Genomic DNA, 25,043 nt, shown 5'->3' with positions numbered 1-25,043 from the left:
ATGGCGCAGGCTAAGACGCTGGTTATTACCGGATACGGCACGAATTGCGAGGTGGAATCGGCCCATGCGGCACGTCTTTCCGGCGCGGATACGGCAGACATCGCCTTTTTTTCCGATCTGGTCGCCGGACGAGTCCGGCTCACTGACTACAACTTTCTCATTTTTCCCGGCGGCTTTCTGGACGGCGACGATCTCGGCTCCGCTCTCGCAGCGGCACAGCGATGGAGACACGCCGCCACGCAACACAGCGAGCCGTTGCTGGACCAGCTAAAGACCTTTCATGCCGAAGGCGGTATCATTCTGGGCATCTGCAACGGCTTCCAGCTGCTGGTCAAGCTGGGCATGCTGCCTGCCGTGGACGGAGCCTACCTTGACCGTCAGGTTTCACTCTCGCACAACGATTCCGCACGGTTTGAAGACCGCTGGGTACACCTGAAGGCAAACCCGCAAAGCCCCTGTGTGTTCACCAGGAACGTGGACATGCTCTACCTTCCCGTCCGACACGGCGAGGGAAAAATTGTATTCCGCGATGATTCGGTGCGTGAAGCTCTTACCACAAACAATCTCATCGCCCTGCAGTACGCGGACCCGGAAACGGGTATACCCACGCAGGAATACCCGAAAAACCCCAACGGGTCGCCCATGGGCATTGCCGGACTCACCGACCCCTCTGGCCGTATTCTGGGGCTTATGCCGCATCCGGAAGCCTACAACCACCCCACCAACCATCCCGGCTGGACGGCGGGCGAAGGCGGCTCTCTTGGGATTGTGCTGCTGGAGAACGGCATCCGGTATCTTAAGGAACGCTAACAGTCCGTTTTGCAGGAACGATTAAAGATGGCAGTTTTCTGGATTGATACAGACTTGAAAACAGGTCCGTTTTCGGTTCAACAATATCCAGAATCGTCTTTACACACCTGAGAGAATACATAGAACCGGCATTCCCCGCCTCCCATTCCGGACGGGGAATGCCTCTTTTCAGACATATCGCATAACGGAGATAATGGCATGGTTCCCTGCTTCATATGCGGCAAGGACGCCACGGGCGGATTCATCCACGGCTTTGTTCCTGCGCCGGACAGCCAGAAGGTTGGCCTGTGCCCGCAGCACGATACGCTGGAAAACAAAAAAAAGGCCATTCTCCACTGGATTATTGCCATGAAGGCAGATGTGGCCAACCAGAATGCCCTTAACGCGGTGCGCTTAAAGGCCCCTCTGCGCTACACTCTCTCCATCCGCTATTCTGACGGGGGCGTTGTCAGCATTCCCTGTCTTTCATGGGATATTACAGACTCCAACACGCTGCAGATAACCCGGCTGGACAGAACGCTCAGCTTTGTTCCGCTGCACCATGTGCGGCAATTTGATGTAACGGAAGATGCTGGTGCGGCAGGTCAGGAAGCTTCAGACAGAAGAACCGCCTCGCCCAAAGATGGCAGCGGGAACTGAACATCCTTTTGAATTCTGGCCGAATTTTACCTGCTCTTTTTCGCCCCTTATCCGCCCCTTATCCGCCCGCTATCGTATTGTTCAGCCTGTTTCCAGGGGCATTGTCAGCCACGCGCGGCTATCCGAACATTTCACAGTCGGGCAGGTTCTTTTCCCCATAAATGGCTAAGGGCCGGAATTTCTCCGCTGCATACGTTGCAGGATAATCCGCTTGCGGTACTGCACCGTCCGGGATGAAGAATCCGGCTTCCACGCAAGGGGATTGGGCAAAATGGCGGCCAGACTTGCCGCTTCCTGCCGGGTAAGCGCAGAGGCAGATTTTCCGTAGTAATGACGGGCTGCCGCGCCTATTCCGAAAATGCCGTCACCCCACTCAATGTTGTTCAGGTAGAGTTCCAGAATTCGCTTTTTAGGCAGGTTTCTTTCCACACGCCATGTAAGGATGGCCTCACGCAGCTTGCGCAGCACGCTTTTTTCAGGGGTAAAATACAAATTCTTCACCAGTTGCTGCGTAATGGTGCTCCCACCGGCGGCAAGACGCCCTTCCCCAAGGTTACGTCGCAGCGCCTCGTGCATTCCCTCCACATCAAACCCCTGATGCGTCCAGAATTTATCATCTTCTGCAATGGTGACGGCGAGAACCAGATGGCGTGAAATCTGCCCGAGCGGTACCCACTCATGCCGGATGCGGTGTTTTCTGCCGCTGTCTTCCCACTGGCGCTGACGGTATTCCATGAAAGACGTTGAAGCCGGATTCTCTGTCTTAAGTGTTGCCACATCGGGCCAGACCAGATAGCGGCCCATATCCAGCCCACCCAGCAGAAGCACCAGAAAAAACAGGCGACCGAGCAAGCGCAACACGTTGGGCCGAAACGTCCGTCTCTTCCTGCAGGCGGAAGAAATGTCGGGTTCCCCCGAAGGAGCAGCATGTGCTTCGACAGAACGGTCATCCATGTTTTGTTTCCGCCTGTAGCGCTGCGCCAGTAGGGGAGATGGTCGGGGCGTCAGCCCAGAGTGTCCACCACGAGCCAGCTCATATAGCCAATGTACACGGCCAGCAAAAGCAGGCCTTCCAGCCTGTTGAGACGCGGATTGGGCCACAGCCCGACCAGCATAAGCGACAAGGTTAGGCCTATCATGACCGGCATGTCGCGGAAGAGCACCGCCTGTTCCACATCCAGCGGATGCAGGCTGCCTGCCAACCCCACCACGGCCAGCGTGTTGAACAGGTTGGACCCCAGCACGTTGCCGATGGCAATATCATGCTCCCGCTTGACTGCCGCAGCCACCGAAGAAGCCAATTCAGGCAGCGAGGTTCCCATGGCGATGACGGTCAGCCCGATAATCAGGTCACTCACTCCGAAAGCCTGCGCAACCAGCACCGCCCCCCATACGAGCATGCGTGAGCTTATGGCCAGCACCACCGCGCCTGCCACCAGCCAAAAAATGGCTGTGCGCAGCGCCATGCTGCGCGCCCTTGATTGCGCATCGGCATCCGGAACCAAAAAATCCACACGGGAATGCAGTGCCTGCACCACAGACCAGCCCATGATAAGAAAGAAGATGCCCAGAAACGCCAGCGCATCCAGCCGGGAAATATGTCCGTCCCACAGCAGGGCCACGGAAAGGCCGGAAACGGCAAGCAGCAGCGGCAGTTCCCTGCGGAGCACCCGCGCATGGACGGCCATGGGGCAAATAAGGGCGGCAATGCCCAGTATCAGGGCTATATTGGCAATATTCGAACCATAGGCGTTGCCAAGCGCTATGCCCGGATTACCCTGCAATGACGACTGAACAGAAACAAGCATTTCCGGCAACGAGGTGCCGAACCCAACAATCACTATGCCCACAAGAAGCGGAGACATACCAAAATGACGGGCCGTGGCCGAAGCGCCGTCCACAAAGCGGTCTGCACTCCAAACCAGAAGGCAGAGACCAAAAACAATGGCACCAATAGCATGGAGCATCCGCAAAAAATCCTGTCATTCGCGCGGCATCAATCCGCTGCGGTTATTTTTTTATAGGCATGGCACACTGCGGCCAGCCGCGAATAAGGTATGGAACAGTCCGGAAGAATTAAACGGGTCGCACAGACCTGCGTATTCCAAGCCGCTTGAGCAGAGCCTGAGCCAGCGGCATGGACGAGGCAGGGTTCTGCCCCGTTATGAAGAGGCCGTCCTCAACCACATGTGGTTGCCATGGCGGTCCGCACACATACTCTGCTCCTCGGGCGATAAGACTCTCCTGCAACAGGAAGGGAACCGCCTCGTGCAGCCCGACTGCCGTTTCCTCTTCGTTGGAGAATCCGGTGATACGGCGTCCCTCTAGGACAGAAGAACCGGTATCGTCCGCAGCCAGCAGCAATGCTGCAGCGCCGTGGCATACCGCAGCTACCGGTTTCTTTTCGCGAATGAAATCGGCAACCAGTTCCGCAACTTCCTCACTGACGGAGAGGTCAAACATAGGTCCGTGGCCGCCGGGAAAAAACAGCGCATCATAATCCTCTGCCCGCACCATGCCGAGGGGAATGGTGTCGTTCACGCAGTCCATGGCTTCCCTGTCGTTCAGGAAGCTGCGCGTCAGATCATCCGCAACGTCCGCTTCTACGCTGGCAGGGTCCATGGGAGCCTTGCCGCCCGCCGGAGAGGCAATGGTTACTTCCACCCCGGCCTCGCGGAGAAGAAGATACGGCACAGCCACCTCTTCCAACCACCAGCCCGTGGGACGATCTATCGCTTCAAACCGGTTATGTGACGTCAGCACCATGAGAACTGTTCTGGTCATATCCTCTCCTTTGGCCCGTGGCCGACAGGCGACATTCTACGCATTGTTCGTGCGGTGTAAAGGTCTGGGAAGGCGTATAGCACCGCGAGGAATCCGGCAGAAACATTGACAGGCATGCCCGGCATGTGAGAAAGCACCCACTCACTTCATGACATTTGCGGCAGCCTGCCGCCCATTGTTCGCAATGCTTTACCGGAGGCCCCATGCTCTCACCCATACTCTCGCCCACGTTATCTCAGGACGCGACAACCGAACTGAACGCCCTGCTTGCCCAGTGGCACGACACGGAGACAAGAACCAAGGCTGCTTTCGAGGCTTTTCGTGATCACCTGCAGGCTATGGACGGAATCCGCCTGCAGTTTAAAAGCCGTCCGGGCGTCAGTCATTCGCTTCGCGCATCGCACCCTGCACAGTCAGAGCGGGAACTGTTCGTTCTCGTGGACGTGGTGGATGATGATCCGGACGCGCGCTGGCTCTCCGTATGCTTTTACGCCGACATGGTTACAGACCCTGCCGAACTCGGCGACTGGGTTCCCGGCGGACTGCTGGGCGAAGATGCACTGTGTCTTAATCTGGAAAGCGATGACGAAGACATGCGCTCCTACATCATGAAGCGCCTGACTGAAGCCTATATCGCTGCAAAGGGATAATGGTAAGACACAGGCGGTTACGATACTGCGCCAAGCAAAACCCCCGCAGTGTTTTCGCACCCTGCGGGGGTTTTATTGCTTCAAGTGTTACATGAAGTCAGGATCTATGCCTGCCCTGCCGTTGGCAAGCATCGTCTTCATAAATCGCAGTGTCTTTTCATCCACCGGCACAATGGGAAAATGCTGTGCACAGGCATCGCATTGCGCCATGGCCGGTTGCGTGGGGGCCAGCAGCGGCACCCGGTGGCTGCAATGAGGGCACCCGTAAAAGAATATCATTTCCAGCCCTGCCGGCTTAACCGGGGCAAGCGGCTTTTTGTTGCGTGAAGACAAAGCCCATTCTCCTTCAATTTGCGCATCAATTCTGGTCAGGCTTTAACCACAAGACTGCTGCCGGTCATGGCGTCCGGCTGCTTCGTACCCCAAAGGTCTAATATGGTGGGGGCAATGTCCCCCAGAATGCCTTCCCGCTGCAAGGTGACCTGCGAGTTGTTTTCCACCAGCACCAGGGGCACAGGGTTCATACTGTGCGCAGTCTGGGGCAGGCCTTTGGCATCCAGCATCTCTTCCGCATTGCCGTGGTCTGCGGTGACAAGAGCCCGGCCACCGGAATCAAGCACTGCCTGCAGAATGCGTCCCACGCAGCCATCCACAGCTTCGCAGGCGGCCACGGCGGCCGGAATGCTCCCGGTATGCCCAACCATGTCCAGATTGGCGAGATTGCAGACCACAAGATCATATGCACCGCTTTTCCATGCTTCCAAGAGCCGTTCCGTCACCTCAGGCACGCTCATTTCCGGCTTGAGGTCATAGGTGGCCACATCGCGGGGGGAGTTTACCAGAATACGGTCTTCACCCGGAAAAGGTTCTTCCCGTCCGCAGTTGAAAAAATAGGTTACGTGGGCGTATTTTTCCGTTTCCGCAATCCGCAGCTGCCGCAGCCCCGCGTGTGCAACCGTCTCACCCAGCGTGTCCGTGCCCGCCTCCTTGGTGAATGCCACAGGCAGCGGAAACATTGCATCATAGGCGGTCATGGTGGCAAATCCGGCAAGCTTCGGCCTTCTGCCGCGGGGAAACTCTTCAAAAGCATCATCTATGAACGCGCGGGTAAGCTCCCTTGCCCTGTCAGCACGGAAATTGAAGAAGAACATCCCGTCATTATCCTGCACAGGAGCCACAGGTTGTAATTCCGTTCCGTCTCTGTTTTCCACGATTACGCTGGGGCGGATAAACTCATCCGTTACCCCCGCATCGTACGCAGCCTGAACAGCAGCAACCGCCTCGGGTACAGAATCCCCCCTGCCATGCACAAGGCAATCCCACGCCACCTGCACACGGTCCCATCGCTTGTCACGGTCCATGGCATAATACCGGCCGCAAATCGTGGCTATGCGGCCGGACTTGAGGTTGTCCATGGCGCCCTGCAAGGCTTCAAGATAGCCCTTGCCGCTTGTGGGGCCGGTATCCCGTCCATCCATGAAGGCGTGAACAAGGACCTCCACTCCGGCATCCCGGGCCAGTTCCAGCAGAGCAACAATGTGGCGGATATGGCTGTGCACCCCCCCGTCCGAGACAAGCCCCATAAGGTGCAGCCTGCCCCCCGAGGCCTTGATGTCGGCAAGCAGTTTGCCGAGAACGGGATTGGCCCGGAAGGAGCCGTCTTCAATGGCAACGTCTATACGCGTCATGTCCTGATAGATCACGCGCCCGGCACCGATATTCATGTGCCCCACTTCCGAGTTGCCCATAAACCCTTCGGGCAGCCCCACCGCCCTGCCTGAACAGGTGAGGCGGGCGTGGGCAAACCGAAGCGGAAGACTGTCCAGCACGGGGGTGCGGGCCAAGGAGACCGCGTTCCCCTCCCCTTGCGGGGCCATGCCCCAGCCATCCAGAATAAGCAGCAGCGTGGGGGTAAGGGTGCTCATGCGTGTTCAGACTCGTTTGTGTTCAGTATGGCGGCATCGGCCCACAGGCTTTCCAGATTGAAAAGCCGACGCACGTCTTCCTGAAAAACGTTTATGACCACATCGTTCAGGTCTACCAGAATCCACTGGCCGGAATCCTTTCCTTCCACACGCAGATATTCGTAGTTTGCCTGTTTGGCCATGGCATAGACATGCTCGGCAATAGCCTGGCCCTGCCGGACGGATTTTGCAGTGACGATGATCACGGCATCCGTAAACGAATTCACGCGTTCAAGGTTCAGCGCGAGGATATCGGAAGCATGCTTTTCTTCCAGCCATTTCACAATGTTCTCCACCTTTTCCGCTACGGGAACGGTGGAGAATTTCTTATCTTTGGATACAGTCATTAGGGTGTCCGATTGTAATTGATTATGCGTACCGGGCAGCGATCAGTTCTTCCAAGCTGCGCTTGGGAACATGATGACCGCCCTCGGCGTCACGCCAATACTTGATATTTCCATCCGCGCCAAGGGGTTCCAGCTGCACTTTTTCCACCGGCCGGCCAAGAGCGAGCACCAGCAGAACACGCAGCGTATCTGCAAGACCAAGCGTGGCGTGGATCTTTTCTCTATTTATAGCCCCCATCATGCAGCCGCCAAGACCGCAGGCGGCAGCGCCCAGCATAATGGTCTGCGCGGCTATGCCAAGGTCTGTCTGGGTGTCAGTGCTGATGCTGTCGTCGCCCAGAATGACAATGTAGGCTGCAGGCCGCTCACCGGCTTCAGGCCCTTTCCATTCCGGCAGATATCCGGCCCAGCCCAGACTGGGAAATATTTCCGCGCACTTGTCCGCATCGGAAACAAGGGCAAACTTCAAAGGCTGGCGATTGGCGCTGGCAGGAATGCAGCGGGCAAGTTCCGCCAGCTCTTCAAGCAGTTTGACGGAAACACGTTCAGATTCAGCAAAACGGCGATAGCTGCGGTTTTGCAGTACAAGTTCACGAAAAGATTCCGGCAGACCACCTATATGCGTCTCAGCAGGCATGGAAACTCCTTGCATATCATTTTATGCGATAATGAAAGGCAAATCCTAACGTATTCTGTCCGCCGAGGCAAATGACGGAAGAGTAACGGACAACCGGGGTTGCAGCATGCCTCCTTACCGGGGCACACCTTGACCGCACGCCGGGAATGAGGCACATCACGGTAGTTGGTGCCTGTTGCCGGTATACAGTACAAACAGCTACTCTTTTCCACTCAGACGCAGGAGATACGGTATGATATTCGACGTTGAGCGTGAGACGCTTCCCCGCGAGGAACTGGAAGCGCTCCAGTTGCGGCGGCTCCAAAACCTTTGCGAACGCGTGTACGCCAACGTGCCGCACTATCGCAAACGGTTTGATGAGGCAGGCATTCAGCCCGCGCACATCAAATCTCTCAACGATCTGAAGTATCTGCCGTTTACCGAAAAGCAGGACCTGCGCAACAATTATCCGTTCGGGCTGTTTGCCGTTCCCAAAGAAAACATCGTGCGCCTTCACGCCTCCAGCGGCACCACAGGCAAGGCAACGGTTGTGGGCTACACGCAACGCGATGTGAACAACTGGGCAGAGCTCATGGCGCGTTCCTTCATGTGCGCCGGGGCATCACGGCAGGATTTCATTCATAATGCTTACGGATACGGGCTGTTCACCGGCGGGCTTGGTGCTCACTATGGAGCAGAACGCCTTGGGGCCACCGTCATTCCGGTATCAGGCGGCGGAACCAAGCGGCAGGTGCAGCTCATGCGTGATTTTGGCGCAACAGTGCTGTGCAGTACGCCTTCTTACGCACTTGTGCTTCACGAGGCCGCGCTGGAAGCAGGCATAGACATCCGCACCCTGCCGCTGCGCATCGGCATTTTCGGTGCCGAACCGTGGACGGATGAAATGCGCGCCGATATTGAAACAAAAATGGGCATCACCGCCGTGAATATCTACGGCCTATCGGAAATCATGGGGCCGGGCGTATCCATGGAATGCGCGGTGGCCAAAGACGGCATGCATATTTATGAAGACCATTTCCTGCCGGAAATCATCGATCCCGTAACCGGAGAGCAACTGCCCCCCGGGGCAACCGGCGAACTGGTCATCACCACTCTGACCAAAGAAGGCATTCCGCTCATCCGCTACCGCACGCGCGACATCAGTTCCCTGAACTACGTACCCTGTTCCTGCGGCAGAACCCATGTGCGCATGCGCCGCGTAACCGGGCGCAGCGACGACATGCTTATCATCCGCGGTGTCAACGTATTCCCCTCGCAGATTGAATCCATCATTCTGGAGACCGAAGGAGCATCTCCCCATTACCGCATCCTCGTCACCAGAGAAGGCAACCTGGACCATATGGAAATTCAGGTGGAAGTGGACGAGGCCATGTTCTCCGATGCCATCAAGAATCTGCAACGCATAGAGGGACGCATCCAGAAGACCATAAAGGAGTTTCTGGGGGTTTCCACCAAGGTCCGCCTTGTGGAACCGCGCACTATAGAACGCTCCGCAGGAAAGGCCAAACGGGTGTTCGACAGCCGCGAACTGTAGCGGGGTTCTGCACTATCAAGCAACCTGCTGACTTGCTGCGAAAACCTCTTTTCATCAGCAGGCAGCAAAGCACAACAAACTGCAAAGCCGCCATGCCCAAGGCACGGCGGCTTTATTATTTTCCCGTATGCGGCAATACCGCTTCTTCCTTCAGTACATGAGAAACACCTTAATCACCCAAACTCCTGTTACCACTTGTATGCAGATGAGCAGGCACAGCAGCAGGTTATTCAGGCCGTGCACCACATTCAGAACGGTGCGTTTCTTTTTGTATTTATCCATCACGTACCCGGTGGCATATGCCGTCACACACAGCGGGGCCACGGCAAAGGCAACCATGTAATGCACCTGCGTGAGCAAAATAGAACCCCACCCGGCATGAGCGGCAAACAACCCCACTCCCAGCCCCACTGCCCATAGCAGCAAGGCTACCGTTCCCCATCGGACATGGCTCTTCCACGGGAACAGCACCTTCTGCTTGAGATGCAGCATCTGAAATCGCCTGAATCCCCAGTACATGGCGGCAAATCCGGCAATGGTTGCAACAGTCTGCATGAACGGGTGAATCCACATGATCAACCGGGTATCCATACTCCGTGCCCAATCCTTTCGCTATAGTAAGAGCCGTTAAAAAGTCCATTTCCACAGCAAACCCGGAAATGGCAAAACATCGCGCTAAAAAACAACCGGCGGTCGAGAAAACAATGTAACTACAAAAGGCCCTGCTCTTTCAGCAAGATACAACGCATTGTCTTTCCCAACAGTCTGTTACAGCATTCCATGAGCCAGCCACATCCTGTCTGCCAGCAGCAGGACCATGACGGCAAGAAGCGAGGCGTTAATCCAGTGCAGCGCCCGCCTGTTCTGCCCTGCATGCAGCAGCAATCCCACAGCAAGCAACACAGCCATAGCGCACAATGTCACGGAAACGCGCATGGCCGTGGTATGCATAAACGAGAACAGGGGCAACATGAGCAACCCCACAATATAGGCGTGGAACCATACCCGCAACAGGCGTGCATATCGGGTCGCGCCGAAATGCAGAATAGGCACGGGCAGGCCGGCGCGCGCATATTCATCCGCATCGCGCTCCGCCCTGAGCCAGAAATGGGGCACCTGCCAAAGATAGTACACAACAAACAGCGCCCCCAGCGCGGTGTCCCACACGCTGCCACCTGCGGCAATCCAGCCCGTAACCGGGGGCAATGCTCCGGGCACGGCACCCACCAGAAGAGAAAAAGCTGTTCTGCGTTTCAACGGAGTATACACGCCGTTGTACAGAACAATGATCACAACATACAACCAGAGAAGTGCCCAATCGTTTAAGGCAACAAAACAGGCCAGTGCCAGAGCGAAACATGCAGACGCACAGAGCTGTGCCTGCATGAGCGTAAGCCGCCCCGCTGGCAAAGGACGTACGGCCGTTCGGCTGAACAGGGCATCGGTGTCACGTTCCTGCACCTGGTTCAGCACGGAGCATGCGGAAGCAAGCAGAAACGTGCCCGCAAAGGTCAGAGCGAGACGTATATCAGGTACAGGCTGCACCAGCAGGTAGCCGAATGCGGAAGATACCGCGACCATAAACGACACCGGCAACCGGAACAGCGCACAGGCAGCCCGTGCACAGGAATCAGGCAGAATCTCCCGCCCGCTGTGCCTGCCGGAAATCGTGTCCCCGTGTTTCAACGCACCGTCATGAGCTACAGGCGCAGATTCTTCCTTGTGTGCAGGGGTATCGCGCATAGCTATTCGCATGTGCCACATCTTTTGAACCTACTGCCCGTCCGCACCGGGTTCAGAAAGCGACTGCATATATTGCAGCATAAGCTCCAGCTGCTCCGGCGTCAGGTATTCATAAGGGGGCATAATGGGATCAAACCCCTTCACCATGGTCCGTGAAGGATCAACAATGGCTTCAATCAGGTAGTCGCGGTCCGCCGCCAGAGTTCGCTCTTTTCCGTTCTCAATCACGGTGACAGAGCGTCCCCATATATCCTTGAGCGTAGGACCGGCTATCATGGTCCCGTCCGTGGAATGGCACGAAATACACCCTTCAGCCATCATCAGGTCGCGTCCGGCGTCAATGGATACCTGGTTCCCGTGCATCAGCCATTGCACCATAACCTTAAGATCGTCTTCCGAAACGGCACCCTCATAAGGCATCATTACCGGAGCGTACCCTGCTGTCAGTTCCGCAGCGGGGTCCAGAATGGCACGGCGCAGATACGGTTCATCCGCCACAAGCTCCTTGCTCGTGCCGTCGGGCATAACCACCTGCCGTGTCGCGCCATACAGGTTTTTGAGCGATGGTCCCACGCCGTCCGTTCCGTCCAGCGAATGACAGCCGAGGCAGCCGTATGTCTCAAACAGAGACACCGCCCTGCCCGCCCCTTCCGAAGCGTTGGCATCGGTATACCATGCTTCAAATTCATCGGGCGTCAGCACCTCCACAGTGGAAATCATGTTGGCGTGCTTCATGCCACAATATTCGGCACAGAATATGTCGTAAGACCCCTGCGTGTCCGGGTTGAACCACGCATAGGTATCCATACGCGGCACCGTGTCCATTTTTATGCGGTAGGCCGGGATATACAGACTGTGGATGACATCCACAGAGGTCATATCCAGCCGCACGGGAGTGCCCTGCGGTACATACAGCACACTGCTGCGTTTGCCGTTTTCATATTGAAACACCCACGACCACATGCGCGCAGTGACCTTTACCGTCATTGCGTTATCCGGCACCGTGCGCAAGGCCTTGTATCCCACCCATCCGTAATAGAACATGGACATGACAATGAGTGACGGAATGACCGTCCATGCAACTTCTGCCCACAGATTGCCGGATATATCGGTAGCCTTGGGATTTCTGGTATGGTGGTAGCGGTAGACAAACCAGCCCGCCACAGCCGTTATGCCCAGCAACAGGACGATTGATATGCCGAAGATGTAATAAAAAGCAAAATCGACCTTTGCCACCGCATCAAAATTTTGTGGAAGCATGCTCGTATCCTCAGTACCTGTAGGCGATGTCGAAGAAGGTAAAGCCAATGGCTATGGCCAGCAGGAAAAACGTAAGGAACACGAGTATCTTGAACAGCGGTTTTTCATAATGCAGATGCATGAAGAAAAAAATGACCAGAGCCGCCTTTGTGGTTGCAATGGTCATGGCCACCACCACATTCAGGAAGCCGAAGTCGAACTGTGCCGCCACTACGGTAACCACCGTGAGCACCAGCAAAGCGCCCCATATGATGGCATTGAATCTGTAAGATGTAATGTGATGTGCTTCGTGCTGCTCTTTCATGGATTACTCCTAAGCTATCAGGTAAAAGAGCGGGAAGAGATATATCCACACAAGGTCCACAAGATGCCAGTAGAGCCCGGAGTTTTCCAGAAAGACAAAATCCTTCTGTGTTACCCTGCCTGTATGGATGAGAAAATAGGCAAAAGAAAGCAGCCCACCGCCGATAATCACATGCAGCCCGTGCAACCCCGTCATCAGATAGTACAGCCCGAAGAAAATAACATCGCCGGGCGGGCGGGCCAGCAGCACTTGGGAATCAGGAAAAATTCCAAGACGAATTTTCGCTGACCATTCAAAGTACTTAATCACCAGAAATGCCGCTGCCATGGCAAGGGTGAGCAGTAAAAACTTTTTGCTCTGCCCCACATGCCCCTGCTGCAGTGCGCTTATGGAAAGTGCCATGAACCATGAACTGGTAATCAGCACCACGGTGTTTATCCCGCCAAGCACCACATTCAGTTCTTTACCGGAAACGTGGAACTCCTGCGGAAACTTGTGCAGATAGGCGGCATACAGCAAAAACAGCCCGCCGAAGAGCAGCACTTCCGTGAACAGAAACAGCCACATGCCCAGTTTCGCGCCGGTATAATCCTTAATCGCACTCATCGCGCTGCACTCCCCTGTAATCATAGGGTCCGCGATCCACCACCGGTTCCGTCACAAAGTTATGATGCGGAGGGGGTGAAGGTATCTGCCATTCCAGAGAAGCGCCGCCCCACGGGTTGCCGCCGCATGCACGCCCTTTCAGCGAGCCGCGTACCAGATTCCAGAACATGAGCAGAAGCCCTGCCACCAGAATCCATGAACCAATGGTTGAGACAAGATGCCCGAAGGAGTACTGGGGCAGATAATCGTAATACCTGCGCGGCATCCCCTGCAGCCCCAGTATGAGCATGGGAAAGTACAGAACGTTGAATCCGGTGAATATGCATACGCAGGCCGCCTTTGCCACGCGTTTGTTATACATTCTGCCGAATATCTTGGGAAACCAGTAGTGCATGGCGGCAAAAAGGCCAAAGCCCAGCCCGCCGAAAATGACATAATGGAAGTGCCCCACCACAAAATAGGTGTCGTGCACATGAATATCCGTTCCCGCCGCGCCAAGCACCAGCCCCGTCAGTCCGCCGATGGAAAACAGAAAGATGAAGGCAAGGGCAAACCACATGGGCGGGTCTGTATAAATAGATCCCTTGTACAGGGTGGATACCCAGTTGAACACCTTTATGGCCGAGGGAATAGCCACCACAAAGGTAAGGAAGGAAAAGACCAGCACGGCAGTGTCGCTCATGCCGCTGGTAAACATGTGGTGGGCCCACACCAGCGAACCGGCAAAGGCAATCATGACACTGGAAAAGGCGATCATTTTGTACCCGAAGATGTCCCTGCGGGCGAACACGGGCAGCACGTCGGAAATAACACCCATGGCGGGCAGAATCATAATGTACACAGCCGGGTGCGAATACAGCCAGAAGAGATGCTGGTACAGAATGGGATCGCCGCCCTTGGCAGGGTCAAAGAGCCCCACTCCCAGCATGCGTTCCGCAAAGATAAGCAGCACAGTTATGCCCAGCACAGGCGTGGCAAGAATCTGAATCCAGCCCGTGGCATACAAAGACCAGCAGAACAGGGGAATGCGGTTCCATGACATGCCGGGTGCACGCAGACGGTGCAGCGTGGTCACAAAATTCAGCCCCGTGAGAATAGACGAAAATCCGAGGATAAAAACGGCAATAACCGCCAGGTTCACATTGGTGGTGGTCACGTTGGTGCTGAAGGGCACGTAGAAGGTCCAGCCCGTGTCCGGTGGACCGTTACCCGTGAACAGAGAAACCAGCGCAAGGGTTGCGCCCGTCATATACAGCCACCACGAAAAGTTGTTCAGCTTGGGAAAGGATACATCTTCAGCCCCGATCTGTATGGGCAGAAAGATGTTCCCGAATGCGGCGGGAATGCTGGGAATGACCACAAGAAAAATCATGATCACCCCGTGCAGGGTGAACATCACATTGTAGGTCTGCGCATCCATGATGTCCCTGCCCGGAGCAATAAGCTCCATACGGATGAGAAATCCGAGAAACATCCCCACAATGAAAAAGGCCATAATGCCCCAGAGGTACATAATGCCTATGCGCTTATGATCCGTGGAGAATATCCATGAGGCAATGCCCCCCTTGGTGCCGGGCTGCACATCGAAAAAACTGACCGCCGGATGTTCCGAAACCGCCATGACAACCTCGTGATGGAATGAATTAGTCAGAATGCCAATGCCAGAAAACTGCCGCAAGAAGGCTGCCCTGCAGATTGCCGCCCGCCTCTCGTCACAAATGCATAGGCAGGAAGCTATTTCCGGGGCTTGCGTCCGCCGCGCACAAGAACGAAAAAGAGCACCGCAACGCCGAACAGCACCACAAATCCGGCAATACGCATCACATCCAGCACATAGCGCCTGCCCTGCGGGTCATAGGAAAAGCAGTAGGAAACAATGCGCTTGAGCGAAAGCCCCACCTTGCCTTCTGCAGCTTCCGTAAGCGCCATTGCAGTGTCAAACGGTAAAAAGCTGTTGCCGTAGAGGTACCGGACAATCTTGCCCTCCGGAGAAACAGCCACCACCACAATGGGATGCACAAAGTCCTTGTCCACCCGGGTAAACCGGTATCCTATAGCATCCATCAGGCGGTCTATGCTCTCCTTGTCTGCCGTAAGAAAACGCCAGGCCTCCGGGGGGTAGGCGTGGTCCATGGCAGCAAGATAGTTGGTCTTGCGGCGCGCGGCGAGATCCGGCGTGTCCGTTTCGTCAAAGCTGACCGAGAGCACCCGGTAGTCCTTGTCGGGTACCAACGCCATCTGCGGAAGCACCTTGGCGAGAGAGCTTTGCAAAATGTTGCAAACGCTCGGACAATTGAAATAAACAGGGGCGATGATGGTCGGCAGGTCCATAAGCGACCGCACGTCCACCATCAGCCCCGATTCGTCACGGAACATAATTCCCGGCGGAATGATGTCACCAAGCTTTTCGTCCACGGCAGCGGGCGGAGCATCACCGGAAACAGCCTGTGTATCCGGATGCACATGACCGTCCAGTCCTGGCACAGAGCCATCCGGAACCATTTCCGGAACCATTTCCGGAACATTTGTTTCCTCTTGGGCTCCATGTCCGGCGTGGTCCGTATGGTTCTGCTGCGCCGCAGCAGCATGCCCGGCACCGTGCCCCTGATGTTCTGTCGCTCCTGCCCAAACAGGAAAAACGGTCAGAATGGCAAGGCACAACCAACCAACAGACCATGCCCGGCAGACATTACGGACACATCGCACACTCCATTTCCGGGCCACCGAGGGGCGGCAATCAAACTCTCCCGGGACAATTCGCATCGGCACTTCTCCGCTGGGCTAGAACGCGGCCATGTGGTCTGCAAGAGCCTTGATCTGTTCGTCTGTCAGGCGCTTCACAATGTTGGTCATAATGGCCTTCTTGCTGTCGCCGTAAGAGCCGTCCTTGTAGCCGTGCATTTTTTTATCCAGATCTTCGGCAGACTGGCCTTTGATGGGATGCCCAACTCCCATGGGGAGCTTTTCGCCTTCAGCACCGTGGCAGCCCTGACACGCCTTGTAGAGAGAAGCGCCGTCTTCCGCCGCAAACGCACAGACACCGGAAGCGAACAACAGGCCAACGGAAAGGGAAAGAGCCACGAAGAGACGTTTCATAACTATCCTCCAAGTATGATAATTGCTGGTTTTCAACCAATAACCGCACCCTAACACATCGGCATAAAAAGAATCAACACATTGGAGAATAAATAATCAACATCAAAAAGGCCGCCGGTGTTCCGGCGGCCTCCCATGGCAATGATTGATGTGGCATACAGCGCTATGCGGTGCACGGCCACCCTCTGCGGCTTATTGGCCGAGCCATTTTTTTACGGTGTCAGGATACTCGTTGATAAAACGCTTTGCGTTTTCATAGGGGTCCGCACCCTGTTCCTGATTCCAGTCCATAACCATCTGAAGCTGGTCCGGGCTGTCCCATGCAAAGCGGTCAAGGAAGGCGTACACTTCGGGCATATCTTCCTTAAGCCCCTTGCGGACAATGGTATTGATGGTTTCCGATCCGCCCAGCGTCCCCTTGGGGTCTTCCAGATACTTGAGGTCCCAGCGGCCGAACATCCAATGCGGCGACCATGCGGTCACAACAATCCATTTTTCGCCTTTAACAGCTTCGGCAAGGCTCGCCGTCATGGTGGCACCGCTGCCCTCCATAAGTTCAAAATCATTCAGGGCGTACGCTTTCATGGTTTCTTCAGACATGCGCATGAGCCCCGCACCGGGATCAATGCCGACAATCTTTCCGCCAAACTTATCTGCATTGGCCTGCAGTTCTTCAATGGAGTTAATAGTCACATAAGAAGGCACAGCCCAGCCAACTTTGGCATCTGTGCTTATGGGGCCAAGGTCTTCCACCTTATCCCCAACCTTCTTCATGTAGTCGCCGTGGGTAACAGGAAGCCATGCGGTAACCATGCCGTCTACATCGCCGGACCCCACCGCCTGCCACATGGCCGCAGCGGCAACAGGCATTGCCTCAACCTTGTACCCCATTTTCTGTTCAAGTACTGCTTTAACCATGGTGGTGGAAGCCAGGGCGCAGTCCCACTCCACATAGGCTATGCGGACTATCTTGTTGGCAAAGGCAGGCATGGCAATGGTCAAGACAAGAGCCATGGCTCCCAGTGCTGAAAATAGACGTTTCATACTTTTTCTCCTTGTCGTTAGGGTTGGTTGCCGCGTTTTCCGGCCTTCTGGAGCACTCTGTCCAGAATAATCGCCACAATGACGATACCTATGCCGGCTTCAAAACCGCGTCCCATCTGAAGACGCTGGATAGCTTTCCAAACTTCTCCGCCAAGTCCCTTGGCACCGATCATGGAGGCAATGACAACCATTGAGAGCGCGAGCATGACGGTCTGGTTAACACCCGCCAGGATGGTTGAGCGTGCAAGGGGGAGTTCCAACTTAATCAGCCGTTGCCAGCGGCTTGTTCCGAAGGCTTCGGCGCACTCCACCAGATCGTACGGAACCTGCTTGATTCCAAGGCAGGTGAGCCGGATGGCAGGCGGCATGGAAAAGATGACGGTGGAAAAAATGGCCGCCATCTTGCCTAAACCGAAAAAAGGAATGGCAGGAATCAGATATACAAACGCCGGCATGGTTTGCATCACGTCCAGCACGGGCATGATGATCCGATAGGCGATCGTGTTCACGGAAGCAAAAATACCGAGAGGAATACCCAGCATAATCGCAAAGAGAGTGGCCACCAGCACCAGTGCCACGGTGCTCATGGTTGCTTCCCACAATCCCATGTTCCATATGAGCGCAAGCCCGGCAATGGCGAACAAACTGAGCCGTCTGTCCCGCGCCAGCCACCACACCAGCGCGCCGCATACCGCTATGAACACAGGCTCGGGAACGGCGATCATCCCATTCTCAAGCATGCGCAGGGCACTTTCCACTACAACGGAAATTGCCTTGGTAGCGAACGAGAGATGTTCAACCAGAAAATCAATTCCAGCCTCAATTCCTTGCCCTATGGGAAGTCTATACTGCATTGCCCGAACCTCCCCTTTCTGCCAGTGCCCCAATAAGCGCACCACGAATGATAACTCCCTTAAGCCGGTTGGATGAATCAACTACAGCCAGCGGGTAGGAAAGATCGTGCATAATGGAAAAAAGTTCCTGCGCGGGGGCGTCCGGCAGCACTGTTTTTATGTCAGTACAGATAATCCGGGAAAGATCGGACTCGCCCACTTCAATGAGCTGCGCCGCCTGATCTGCGGAAACAACGCCCATAAGTGTCTGCTTCTTGTCCACAATGAAGAGCGAAGATATGCCGTGGGTACGCATTTTGCGCAGAGCCGCCCGGGGGCCGTCTGTTCCTATGTAGGCAACAGCAAGAACCTTCTGCATTATGGATTCCGCAGTCAGCACCCGCGAAATATCCACGTCTTCCACAAACCGCTCCACATAGTCATCTGCCGGAGCGGTGAGAATGGCCTCCGGCGTGCCAATCTGCACTATCCGGCCATCTTTCATCAGTACGATGCGGTCACCAATCTTCAGAGCCTCGTCAAGGTCATGGCTGATAAAAACTATGGTCTTGCGCATCCGTTCCTGAAGATTGATCAACTCATCCTGCATATCGCGACGGATAAGGGGATCTAGCGCACTGAACGCCTCATCCATAAGAAGAATATCCGGGTCCAGCGCAAGGGCACGTGCAAGCCCCACGCGCTGCTGCATGCCGCCGGAAAGCTGCGACGGAAAAGCGTCTTCCCATCCTTTCAGCCCAACAAGGTCAAGCGCTTCAAGAGCGTTCGCGTTTCTAGCCTCCTTGTCCACGCCCTTGATCTCAAGTCCGTAAGCGGCGTTGTCCGCAACGGTTCTGTGGGGAAACAGAGCAAAGTTCTGAAAGACCATGCCGAACTTGGTTTGCCGCAGCAGACGCAGTTCGTCCTGCGACATGGTCGTTATATCCTGTCCGTCTATGAGTATGCGCCCGGCAGTGGGGTCAATGAGGCGATTAAGGCAGCGTACAAGTGTTGACTTTCCGCTTCCGGAAAGTCCCATGATGACTAAAATCTCACCCTCTTCCACGGTAAAGGACGCGTTATCAACACCTACACCGTGCCGCGTCTCTTCCATTATTTCATCCTTGGTTCTGCCCTTCCTGAGCATGTCCAAGGCCTTTCCCGGCGCAGGGCCGAAAATTTTGTATAATCCTTCAATTTCAATCTTCTTCATGCAATCTCCTGCAATGCGCAGCCGTCTTGCGGAACTGTCACAAACGTGACGTATCACGCCAAACCTGCCGACACCGGAATAGCATTGCAACGTACACGGAATGCACGAAAAATACGAAGGAGGACGGCAAGAGCTGCCTTGCGATAGTAAGTTACCTGATTAACAGTGTGGTAATATTCTCAGGTTTTGTGCAGGCGCTCAAGGGGGGAAATGGGGGAGAAATCGGGTATAGAAAATACCCGAAACGGAAAAGTGTACCCTAACATCTTCTCTATAAGAACGCGTTCCGTACGATGGCTCAGCGCAATCTACATGGGGTTCTGTTGCAGAAAAACATACAGCGACATGGGGTGGCCCTTCAGTCCCAGCTTACGGCGAATATTCTTCCGATGGGTCTGCATTGTTTCAAACGAGACATGGAGCAGTTCGCAGATATCCTTGCTCTTTCTTCCCAAAGCAATGAGGCGGCAAATTTCCACTTCGCGGGGGGTAAGCCGGTCCATGATCCCGTCAAACGAGACAGCACTCCCCTCGGCTAACTCGCCCAGATGATCTTCAATAACAGACTTGTAGTTCTGACGCACATCGGGGCTTTCTTCGTCCACAATGCGCTCCAGGGCAGGCAGAACCTGATCCTTAACCTGCTGTGCCAGCTCTTCCTTAAGCTCTCGACGCTCTTCGTGTACAGAACGGATGACATGGCGCAAGGCAAGATTCATCCCTTCCACAGCAGCCTCGGAACGCTGCAGGTCTTCACGCATTTCCTCGTGCAGGCTGGTGTCACGCAGCACCACAAGCCAAACCGCATCTCCCGCCATAAGCACACGGTGTACGCATATATCCACAGGAAAGACGCTTCCCGAGGCATCCACGGCTTCACCGGAACCGCGCCAGACGGTATCGTTTGCCAACTCCTGCAACGCACTCCTCACAGAGTGCCGGACAGATTCCGCAAGCAACAAGAGCCAATCAGTGCCCAGCAGTTGGTTCCCTTCTAGGCAAACACCTTCCTCAGAATCACCCCGGTCAGCAAACCGCTGCACGGCTGTGCCATTTGTCGCCACAATGCAAAACTGCGCGTCCGTAAGGAGTAACGCATCGGGAATCATTTCGAACAACGCCCTGTTCAGCTTCATGGCATCAGAACGCGACCAGTATACATCATCCATAGCATCACCGGGCAGACAAGAGGCGGGAGAGGCCGTATCCAAAACGCTACAAGGGCTCGAATTACCGCATTTTTTTGTAACCATGCCTTTAGCTACCCTATTTCTCCGTCAATGGCAAAGCGCCAAAGGACGAAAGGCATGAAAAAAGGCGCCCCCCATGGGGAGGCGCCTTAACAAAACCAGACAATGCGGCGTCTATACTTCCGCGTATTTAGGCTTGGAGGGTTCCTTCTTTTCCACTTCCTCAGGAAGCTCCTCTGGGCTCAGTGCAAGCAGAATGGGGCTTGCTACAAAGATGGAGGAATAGGTACCCACGCCTATACCCACAAGCATGGCAAGGGCAAAGTCGTGAATCACGCTGCCCCCAAGAACAAACAGGGCCAGAATAACCAGCAGCGTCGTGCCGGATGTAAGCAGCGTGCGGCTCAGTGTCTGGTTCACGGCGGTGTTGACCACCTGAGCATAGGTGGGAGACGTGCGCCCGCGGATGTTCTCGCGTATACGGTCAAACACGATGATGGTATCGTTAAGCGAGTAGCCGACAATGGTCAGCAGCGCAGCCACAATGGTCAGGTCAAATTCCTTGTCCAGCAGGGAGAACACGCCCACGGTGATAAAGACATCGTGTATGAGCGCCCCCACCGCGCTGAGCGCGAAATTCAGCTTAAGCCTCCAGCACAGCACCAGCGTCAGCCCCATGGCTGCAACCACAAGATACGGCTTAGAAAGCCCCAGCTTGCCTAGTCCGTACAAGGCAGTTGCCAGTGCGGCAGCCATTATACCGGCAATAAACCAGCGCTGTTCAAACCGACCGGAGATGTAAATGGCAATGAGCAGCACTGCGTAATACAGTGCCTCCAGCGCGGCGGAACGCAAATCGCTTCCCACCTTGGGCCCAACCATTTCCAGACGCTGAATTTCAAAACTGGTGTCGGCAAGGTTTGTCGCCAGCGAGCGCTGTATAGAGCTGCGCATCGTTTCGGGATTTGCGTCAGAAAGCGATGCGCGGATAATGAACTCGTTATCTGCCGCAAGTCCTATACGCTGCACCACCAATCCCGGCAGTTCTGCGTCGGCAAGGCTTGCGCTTATGGCTTCCGGGGCAACTGTTCTGTCAAAGGAAACCTGCACCATCACGCCGCCGGCAAAATCCACGCCGTAGCGGGGGCCGCCTTTCATGACCAGCGAGACAAGGCAGACCAGCATCACCACCAGAGACAACGCCATAAACGTCTTGCGTTGCCCCACGAAGTTTATATTGCTATCCGGCTTGATAATACTCAGACCCATAACGTTCTCCTTAGATACTGAGCTTGGTCCGTTGCTTTCCGAATGCCCACATATCAAAGATTATGCGGGAGCAGAATATGGCGGTAAACATGGAAGCAAGGATCCCCAGACTCAGGGTGACGGCAAACCCACGAATGGGGCCGGTGCCGAACTGGTACAGGATTATGGCGGTCAGCAGCGTGGTAACGTTGGCGTCCATAATGGTCAGCGTCGCACGGCTGTAGCCTTCCGCTATGGCTGCAAGCGGAGTGAGGCCTCGCCGCAGTTCTTCGCGTATGCGTTCGAATATGAGCACGTTGGCGTCTACAGCCATGCCTATGGTGAGGATAATGCCTGCGATGCCGGGAAGCGTGAGCGTGGCACCGAACGCGGCAAGGCCCGCCATGATGAGCACAATGTTCAGGCACAGCACAAAGTTGGTCACAAGCCCGCTCATGCCGTAATAGATGACCATGAACACGAGAATCATGGCACCACCGATAAGAGCGGCATTAACGCCCTGATCAATGGATTCCTGCCCGAGGGAGGGACCAACGGCACGCTCTTCCAATATGGTAACAGGCGCAGGAAGTGAACCTGCACGCAGCACAATGGCAAGGTCGTGTGCTTCGTCACGGGAAAAGTTGCCTGTAATGGAGGCACGGCCGCCGCGAATCTTTTCCTGTATGACAGGTGCGGAATGAATTTTTCCGTCCAGCACTATGGCCATACGGCGCTCGGTGTATTCGCCGGTCAGCTGCTCAAAGCGACGGGCACCGCTTTCATTAAAATTGATGCCCACGTATGCCTGATTGAACTGGTCAAAATTCACGTAGGCGTCCTGAATGTACTCGCCGGTCATGGCTGCATCGCGTTCAACCACAAGAACGCTCTCATAGTAGCCGCCAGCCTGATTCCGCACCATGTAGGGCAGTGCTTCATGACCGGGAGGAACAATACCGCGCTGGGCGTTCTCCAGATTGGCGTCGTCCTTGACGATGCGGAACTCCAGATGAGCCGTCTTGCCGATAAGCTGTATGGCGCGCTCCGGGTCATCAAGACCCGGCAGCTGAATCTGTATGCGATGATCCTGCTGCTTACGGATATCAGGCTCCGCGACACCGAACTGGTCTATGCGGTTACGGATGGTCTTCACGGCCTGATCAAGAGCCAGATCAGCAAGATATTCACGGTACTGGGAGGTATAGGAGAGCGTGTAGCGCACCTTGCCGTCTTCAAGATCAACCGGATTCTCGTTGACCACGTTAGAAAAACGGTCAGCCAGCAGCTTGTTCAGTGCCGCTTTCTGGTCGGCGCGCAGCAGCACCAGTTCCAGCTTATCTGTTCCCACCATGCGGGGGCGCAGAATGTTAATGCTTTCATCCCGCGCCACGCTGCGGATGTCCTGTCCGGTCTGGGAAAGATTGTTTTCCACTGCCTTGTCCACATCCACCCCCAGGGTAAGGTAGATGCCGCCGCGCAGGTCAAGTCCCAAACTGATGGTGTCCTCGGGCAGTACCTTGCCCAGCGGGGAGTTTCCGACAATCGGAATACTCGGCAGCGCATAGGCAAGCCCCAGTACGGTCACGAACAAGGCGACCACAATGCGCCATCGCAGACCTTCTCTCATTGCAACTCCTTGACGCTGTTCCGTTTGTCTAACCAGGGGCCGTGCACGGAATCTGCATTCCGCAGAAGCAACGGTCGGAGGGAGCATATCGGGAAACAGCAAAACCCGAAGCGGCGCATGCCACCCGGGGCCAAATGACAAACGAACAACACTAACGCCCGTCTGCACGTAACGGCAGGCACAGCGCAAACGGCATTACCGTGCGCCCGTGCCTGCCGCAAAGAATATGCAGTATCCTACTTTTTCTTTTCCTTGGGTGCTGCGGACGGAGCCGAAGCAAGACCGGAAACGAACTGACGTCCAACACGCACGGTTGTAGACCCAAGGTCCACCGTAAGCACATCGTCCTTCACGTCCGTCACCGTGCCGTACAGACCGCCGGCAGTGATCACGACATCGCCCTTCTTCAGACCGTCGAGCATCGCCTTGTGTTCCCGCGCCTTCTTCTGCTGAGGACGGATGAGCAGAAAGTAGAAGATGGCAAACATGAGGATAAGGGGAACAAACGCGGCAAATCCGCCCTGCCCGCCCTGACCGGCATCACCCATTGCCCAAGCGGCATTAACAAACGACATGATGTGCTCCTTATTGGGGTAATCATGGAAGATGAAAAACTGTGTCGAACCGTGCATGACGTACCTGTTAGGCAAAAAACATGCAACCGTTTTTGCTGAAAATCCACCCTCGGGCAACAGCAAAGACGGTCCGGTCCGAAACCAAGACCCCCCGTTTCCGGGGGGCCTTAAGCAGTCTAGTTGGTTCCCACGTACATGTTGCCGTAAGGCCTTTTGGAGAAAGGCTTAACCTTGCGGAAGGCCCCCTCCATCACCTCTTCGGCATCCTTGCCAAAAGCTTTGGCCCAGTCTTCCACATGCTTGCGGATAAAGGCTATGTCCTCGTCTTCCAGCGGGTGAAAGCTGAGGCCAGGACCAAGCTGGTATTCCGGTACATCGCCCCGGATGTAGATAACGCCGCCATGCATACCGGTACCAAGACTACGCCCCGTGATGGGGGCAGCCTCAGGCATGGTGGAATCCATGCCGAGCAGGATGATCGCTCCGCCCGCCATGTATTCGCCTAAAAAATCGCCGGCTTTGCCGCCTGCCACAATTACGGGAGACTTGTCCATGTAGGCCTTCATATGAATGCCTACCCGGTAGCCCACGTCCTGCTTCACAAGCACCCTGCCGCCGCGCATGCCATACCCCAGAACATCACCGGCCATGCCGTTGATCTGGATTTCGCCGTCATCCATGGTGTTTGCCACGCCATCCTGTGCGTTGCCCTCCACACGAATGAACGCGCCGCGCATGAAAGCCGCCATATCTTGCCCGGGAACGCCGTGAATGGTAAACCGCACGGGCTTGTCTATGGCATTGCCGATATACCGCTGACCGCGCACATTCAGCAGCTCAATCTCATCCGCGCCGCCGCGCACGGCGTCACGGATTTTTTCGTTCAACTGCCTGTAGTAAACGCCGTCGGCGTCCAGAGTAATCCTGTTGCCCATG

General features: G+C 55.4%; 27 protein-coding genes. 4 read left to right on the top strand and 23 right to left on the bottom strand.

What is annotated here, in order from left to right:
* Together HUV26_RS00595 and HUV26_RS00590 are read left to right on the top strand one after the other, a co-directional pair.
* Window positions 1–810 (top strand): phosphoribosylformylglycinamidine synthase subunit PurQ, encoded by an 810-nt coding sequence (locus HUV26_RS00595; protein ID WP_174408161.1) that lies wholly within the window; start codon window positions 1–3, stop codon window positions 808–810.
* 198 nt (window positions 811–1,008) lie between these two features.
* Window positions 1,009–1,449 (top strand): hypothetical protein, encoded by a 441-nt coding sequence (locus HUV26_RS00590; protein WP_174408160.1) that lies wholly within the window; start codon window positions 1,009–1,011, stop codon window positions 1,447–1,449.
* A 165-nt stretch (window positions 1,450–1,614) separates the two neighbouring features.
* On the opposite strand, the gene mtgA is transcribed toward HUV26_RS00590, so the two are convergent.
* From mtgA to HUV26_RS00575, 3 genes are all read right to left on the bottom strand, one after another.
* Window positions 1,615–2,310 (bottom strand): monofunctional biosynthetic peptidoglycan transglycosylase, encoded by a 696-nt coding sequence (mtgA, locus tag HUV26_RS00585; protein ID WP_308483133.1) that lies wholly within the window; start codon window positions 2,308–2,310, stop codon window positions 1,615–1,617.
* Window positions 2,311–2,453: 143 nt separating this feature from the next.
* Complete coding sequence (locus tag HUV26_RS00580) at window positions 2,454–3,416, bottom strand: calcium/sodium antiporter (RefSeq protein WP_174408158.1); 963 nt, start codon at window positions 3,414–3,416, stop codon at window positions 2,454–2,456.
* Between the two features lie 109 nt (window positions 3,417–3,525).
* A complete protein-coding gene (locus HUV26_RS00575; RefSeq protein ID WP_174408157.1) occupies window positions 3,526–4,233 on the bottom strand; it encodes a type 1 glutamine amidotransferase domain-containing protein in 708 nt (235 codons plus the stop codon).
* A 203-nt stretch (window positions 4,234–4,436) separates the two neighbouring features.
* Here HUV26_RS00575 and HUV26_RS00570 point away from each other — a divergent pair, with 203 nt between their 5' ends.
* Window positions 4,437–4,883, top strand: a complete 447-nt coding sequence (locus HUV26_RS00570) for a hypothetical protein (RefSeq protein WP_174408156.1) — start codon at window positions 4,437–4,439, stop codon at window positions 4,881–4,883.
* Between the two features lie 87 nt (window positions 4,884–4,970).
* Here the strand turns inward: HUV26_RS00570 and HUV26_RS00565 are convergent, their stop codons facing one another.
* From HUV26_RS00565 to HUV26_RS00550, 4 genes are all read right to left on the bottom strand, one after another.
* On the bottom strand, window positions 4,971–5,162 hold the full coding sequence (locus HUV26_RS00565) for a hypothetical protein (protein WP_174408580.1): 192 nt from the start codon (window positions 5,160–5,162) through the stop codon (window positions 4,971–4,973).
* An 89-nt stretch (window positions 5,163–5,251) separates the two neighbouring features.
* Entirely contained in the window at window positions 5,252–6,808 is a 1,557-nt protein-coding gene (gene gpmI / locus HUV26_RS00560; RefSeq protein WP_174408155.1) for a 2,3-bisphosphoglycerate-independent phosphoglycerate mutase, read from the bottom strand.
* Window positions 6,805–7,194, bottom strand: a complete 390-nt coding sequence (rsfS, locus tag HUV26_RS00555) for a ribosome silencing factor (protein ID WP_174408154.1) — start codon at window positions 7,192–7,194, stop codon at window positions 6,805–6,807. Before rsfS ends, gpmI begins: the two co-directional genes overlap by 4 nt.
* Before the next feature lie 22 nt (window positions 7,195–7,216).
* Window positions 7,217–7,831, bottom strand: coding sequence for a nitroreductase family protein (locus HUV26_RS00550; RefSeq protein ID WP_174408153.1), 615 nt, complete (start codon window positions 7,829–7,831; stop codon window positions 7,217–7,219).
* Between the two features lie 232 nt (window positions 7,832–8,063).
* On the opposite strand from HUV26_RS00550, the gene HUV26_RS00545 reads away from it, so the two are divergent.
* Window positions 8,064–9,365: a phenylacetate--CoA ligase family protein gene (locus HUV26_RS00545; RefSeq protein WP_174408152.1), complete on the top strand. Its 1,302-nt coding sequence runs from the start codon at window positions 8,064–8,066 to the stop codon at window positions 9,363–9,365.
* A 150-nt stretch (window positions 9,366–9,515) separates the two neighbouring features.
* On the opposite strand, the gene HUV26_RS00540 is transcribed toward HUV26_RS00545, so the two are convergent.
* From HUV26_RS00540 to HUV26_RS00465, 16 genes are all read right to left on the bottom strand, one after another.
* Window positions 9,516–9,956, bottom strand: a complete 441-nt coding sequence (locus HUV26_RS00540) for a DUF4079 domain-containing protein (protein ID WP_243451198.1) — start codon at window positions 9,954–9,956, stop codon at window positions 9,516–9,518.
* Window positions 9,957–10,133: 177 nt separating this feature from the next.
* The gene (locus HUV26_RS00535; protein WP_243451197.1) at window positions 10,134–11,120 is read right to left on the bottom strand and encodes a protoheme IX farnesyltransferase; all 987 of its coding nucleotides are present in this window, start codon (window positions 11,118–11,120) and stop codon (window positions 10,134–10,136) included.
* An 18-nt stretch (window positions 11,121–11,138) separates the two neighbouring features.
* Window positions 11,139–12,368, bottom strand: coding sequence for a cytochrome c oxidase subunit II (gene coxB, locus HUV26_RS00530; protein ID WP_174408151.1), 1,230 nt, complete (start codon window positions 12,366–12,368; stop codon window positions 11,139–11,141).
* A 10-nt stretch (window positions 12,369–12,378) separates the two neighbouring features.
* Entirely contained in the window at window positions 12,379–12,672 is a 294-nt protein-coding gene (locus HUV26_RS00525) for a cytochrome C oxidase subunit IV family protein (RefSeq protein ID WP_174408150.1), read from the bottom strand.
* A gap of 9 nt (window positions 12,673–12,681) precedes the next feature.
* Window positions 12,682–13,278, bottom strand: coding sequence for a cytochrome c oxidase subunit 3 (locus HUV26_RS00520; protein WP_243451196.1), 597 nt, complete (start codon window positions 13,276–13,278; stop codon window positions 12,682–12,684).
* The gene (gene ctaD, locus HUV26_RS00515) at window positions 13,265–14,899 is read right to left on the bottom strand and encodes a cytochrome c oxidase subunit I (RefSeq protein ID WP_174408148.1); all 1,635 of its coding nucleotides are present in this window, start codon (window positions 14,897–14,899) and stop codon (window positions 13,265–13,267) included. The genes HUV26_RS00520 and ctaD overlap by 14 nt, the downstream gene beginning before the upstream one ends.
* Before the next feature lie 113 nt (window positions 14,900–15,012).
* On the bottom strand, window positions 15,013–15,762 hold the full coding sequence (locus HUV26_RS00510; protein ID WP_243451195.1) for an SCO family protein: 750 nt from the start codon (window positions 15,760–15,762) through the stop codon (window positions 15,013–15,015).
* 297 nt (window positions 15,763–16,059) lie between these two features.
* The gene (locus HUV26_RS00505; protein WP_174408146.1) at window positions 16,060–16,374 is read right to left on the bottom strand and encodes a c-type cytochrome; all 315 of its coding nucleotides are present in this window, start codon (window positions 16,372–16,374) and stop codon (window positions 16,060–16,062) included.
* Between the two features lie 192 nt (window positions 16,375–16,566).
* On the bottom strand, window positions 16,567–17,418 hold the full coding sequence (locus tag HUV26_RS00500; RefSeq protein WP_174408145.1) for a glycine betaine ABC transporter substrate-binding protein: 852 nt from the start codon (window positions 17,416–17,418) through the stop codon (window positions 16,567–16,569).
* A gap of 17 nt (window positions 17,419–17,435) precedes the next feature.
* Complete coding sequence (locus HUV26_RS00495) at window positions 17,436–18,272, bottom strand: ABC transporter permease (protein WP_174408144.1); 837 nt, start codon at window positions 18,270–18,272, stop codon at window positions 17,436–17,438.
* A complete protein-coding gene (locus HUV26_RS00490; RefSeq protein WP_174408143.1) occupies window positions 18,262–19,464 on the bottom strand; it encodes a quaternary amine ABC transporter ATP-binding protein in 1,203 nt (400 codons plus the stop codon). The genes HUV26_RS00495 and HUV26_RS00490 overlap by 11 nt, the downstream gene beginning before the upstream one ends.
* A 308-nt stretch (window positions 19,465–19,772) precedes the next feature.
* A complete protein-coding gene (locus tag HUV26_RS00485) occupies window positions 19,773–20,633 on the bottom strand; it encodes a helix-turn-helix domain-containing protein (RefSeq protein ID WP_174408142.1) in 861 nt (286 codons plus the stop codon).
* A 195-nt stretch (window positions 20,634–20,828) separates the two neighbouring features.
* Entirely contained in the window at window positions 20,829–21,923 is a 1,095-nt protein-coding gene (secF, locus tag HUV26_RS00480; RefSeq protein ID WP_174408141.1) for a protein translocase subunit SecF, read from the bottom strand.
* A 10-nt stretch (window positions 21,924–21,933) separates the two neighbouring features.
* A complete protein-coding gene (gene secD, locus HUV26_RS00475) occupies window positions 21,934–23,532 on the bottom strand; it encodes a protein translocase subunit SecD (protein ID WP_174408140.1) in 1,599 nt (532 codons plus the stop codon).
* A 236-nt stretch (window positions 23,533–23,768) separates the two neighbouring features.
* Window positions 23,769–24,107 carry a preprotein translocase subunit YajC gene (gene yajC / locus HUV26_RS00470; protein ID WP_174408139.1) on the bottom strand — a complete coding sequence of 113 codons (339 nt, stop codon included), beginning with the start codon at window positions 24,105–24,107 and terminating at the stop codon, window positions 23,769–23,771.
* Between the two features lie 176 nt (window positions 24,108–24,283).
* Window positions 24,284–25,042, bottom strand: coding sequence for a GltB/FmdC/FwdC-like GXGXG domain-containing protein (locus tag HUV26_RS00465; RefSeq protein WP_174408138.1), 759 nt, complete (start codon window positions 25,040–25,042; stop codon window positions 24,284–24,286).
* Window position 25,043 lies beyond the last annotated feature (1 nt).

This window comes from Desulfovibrio psychrotolerans (assembly GCF_013340305.1).
In the GTDB taxonomy this organism is placed as follows: domain Bacteria; phylum Desulfobacterota; class Desulfovibrionia; order Desulfovibrionales; family Desulfovibrionaceae; genus Halodesulfovibrio; species Halodesulfovibrio psychrotolerans.
The sequence above is the reverse complement of the archived record's forward strand: the minus strand, read 5'-3'. Positions and strand labels throughout refer to the sequence as shown.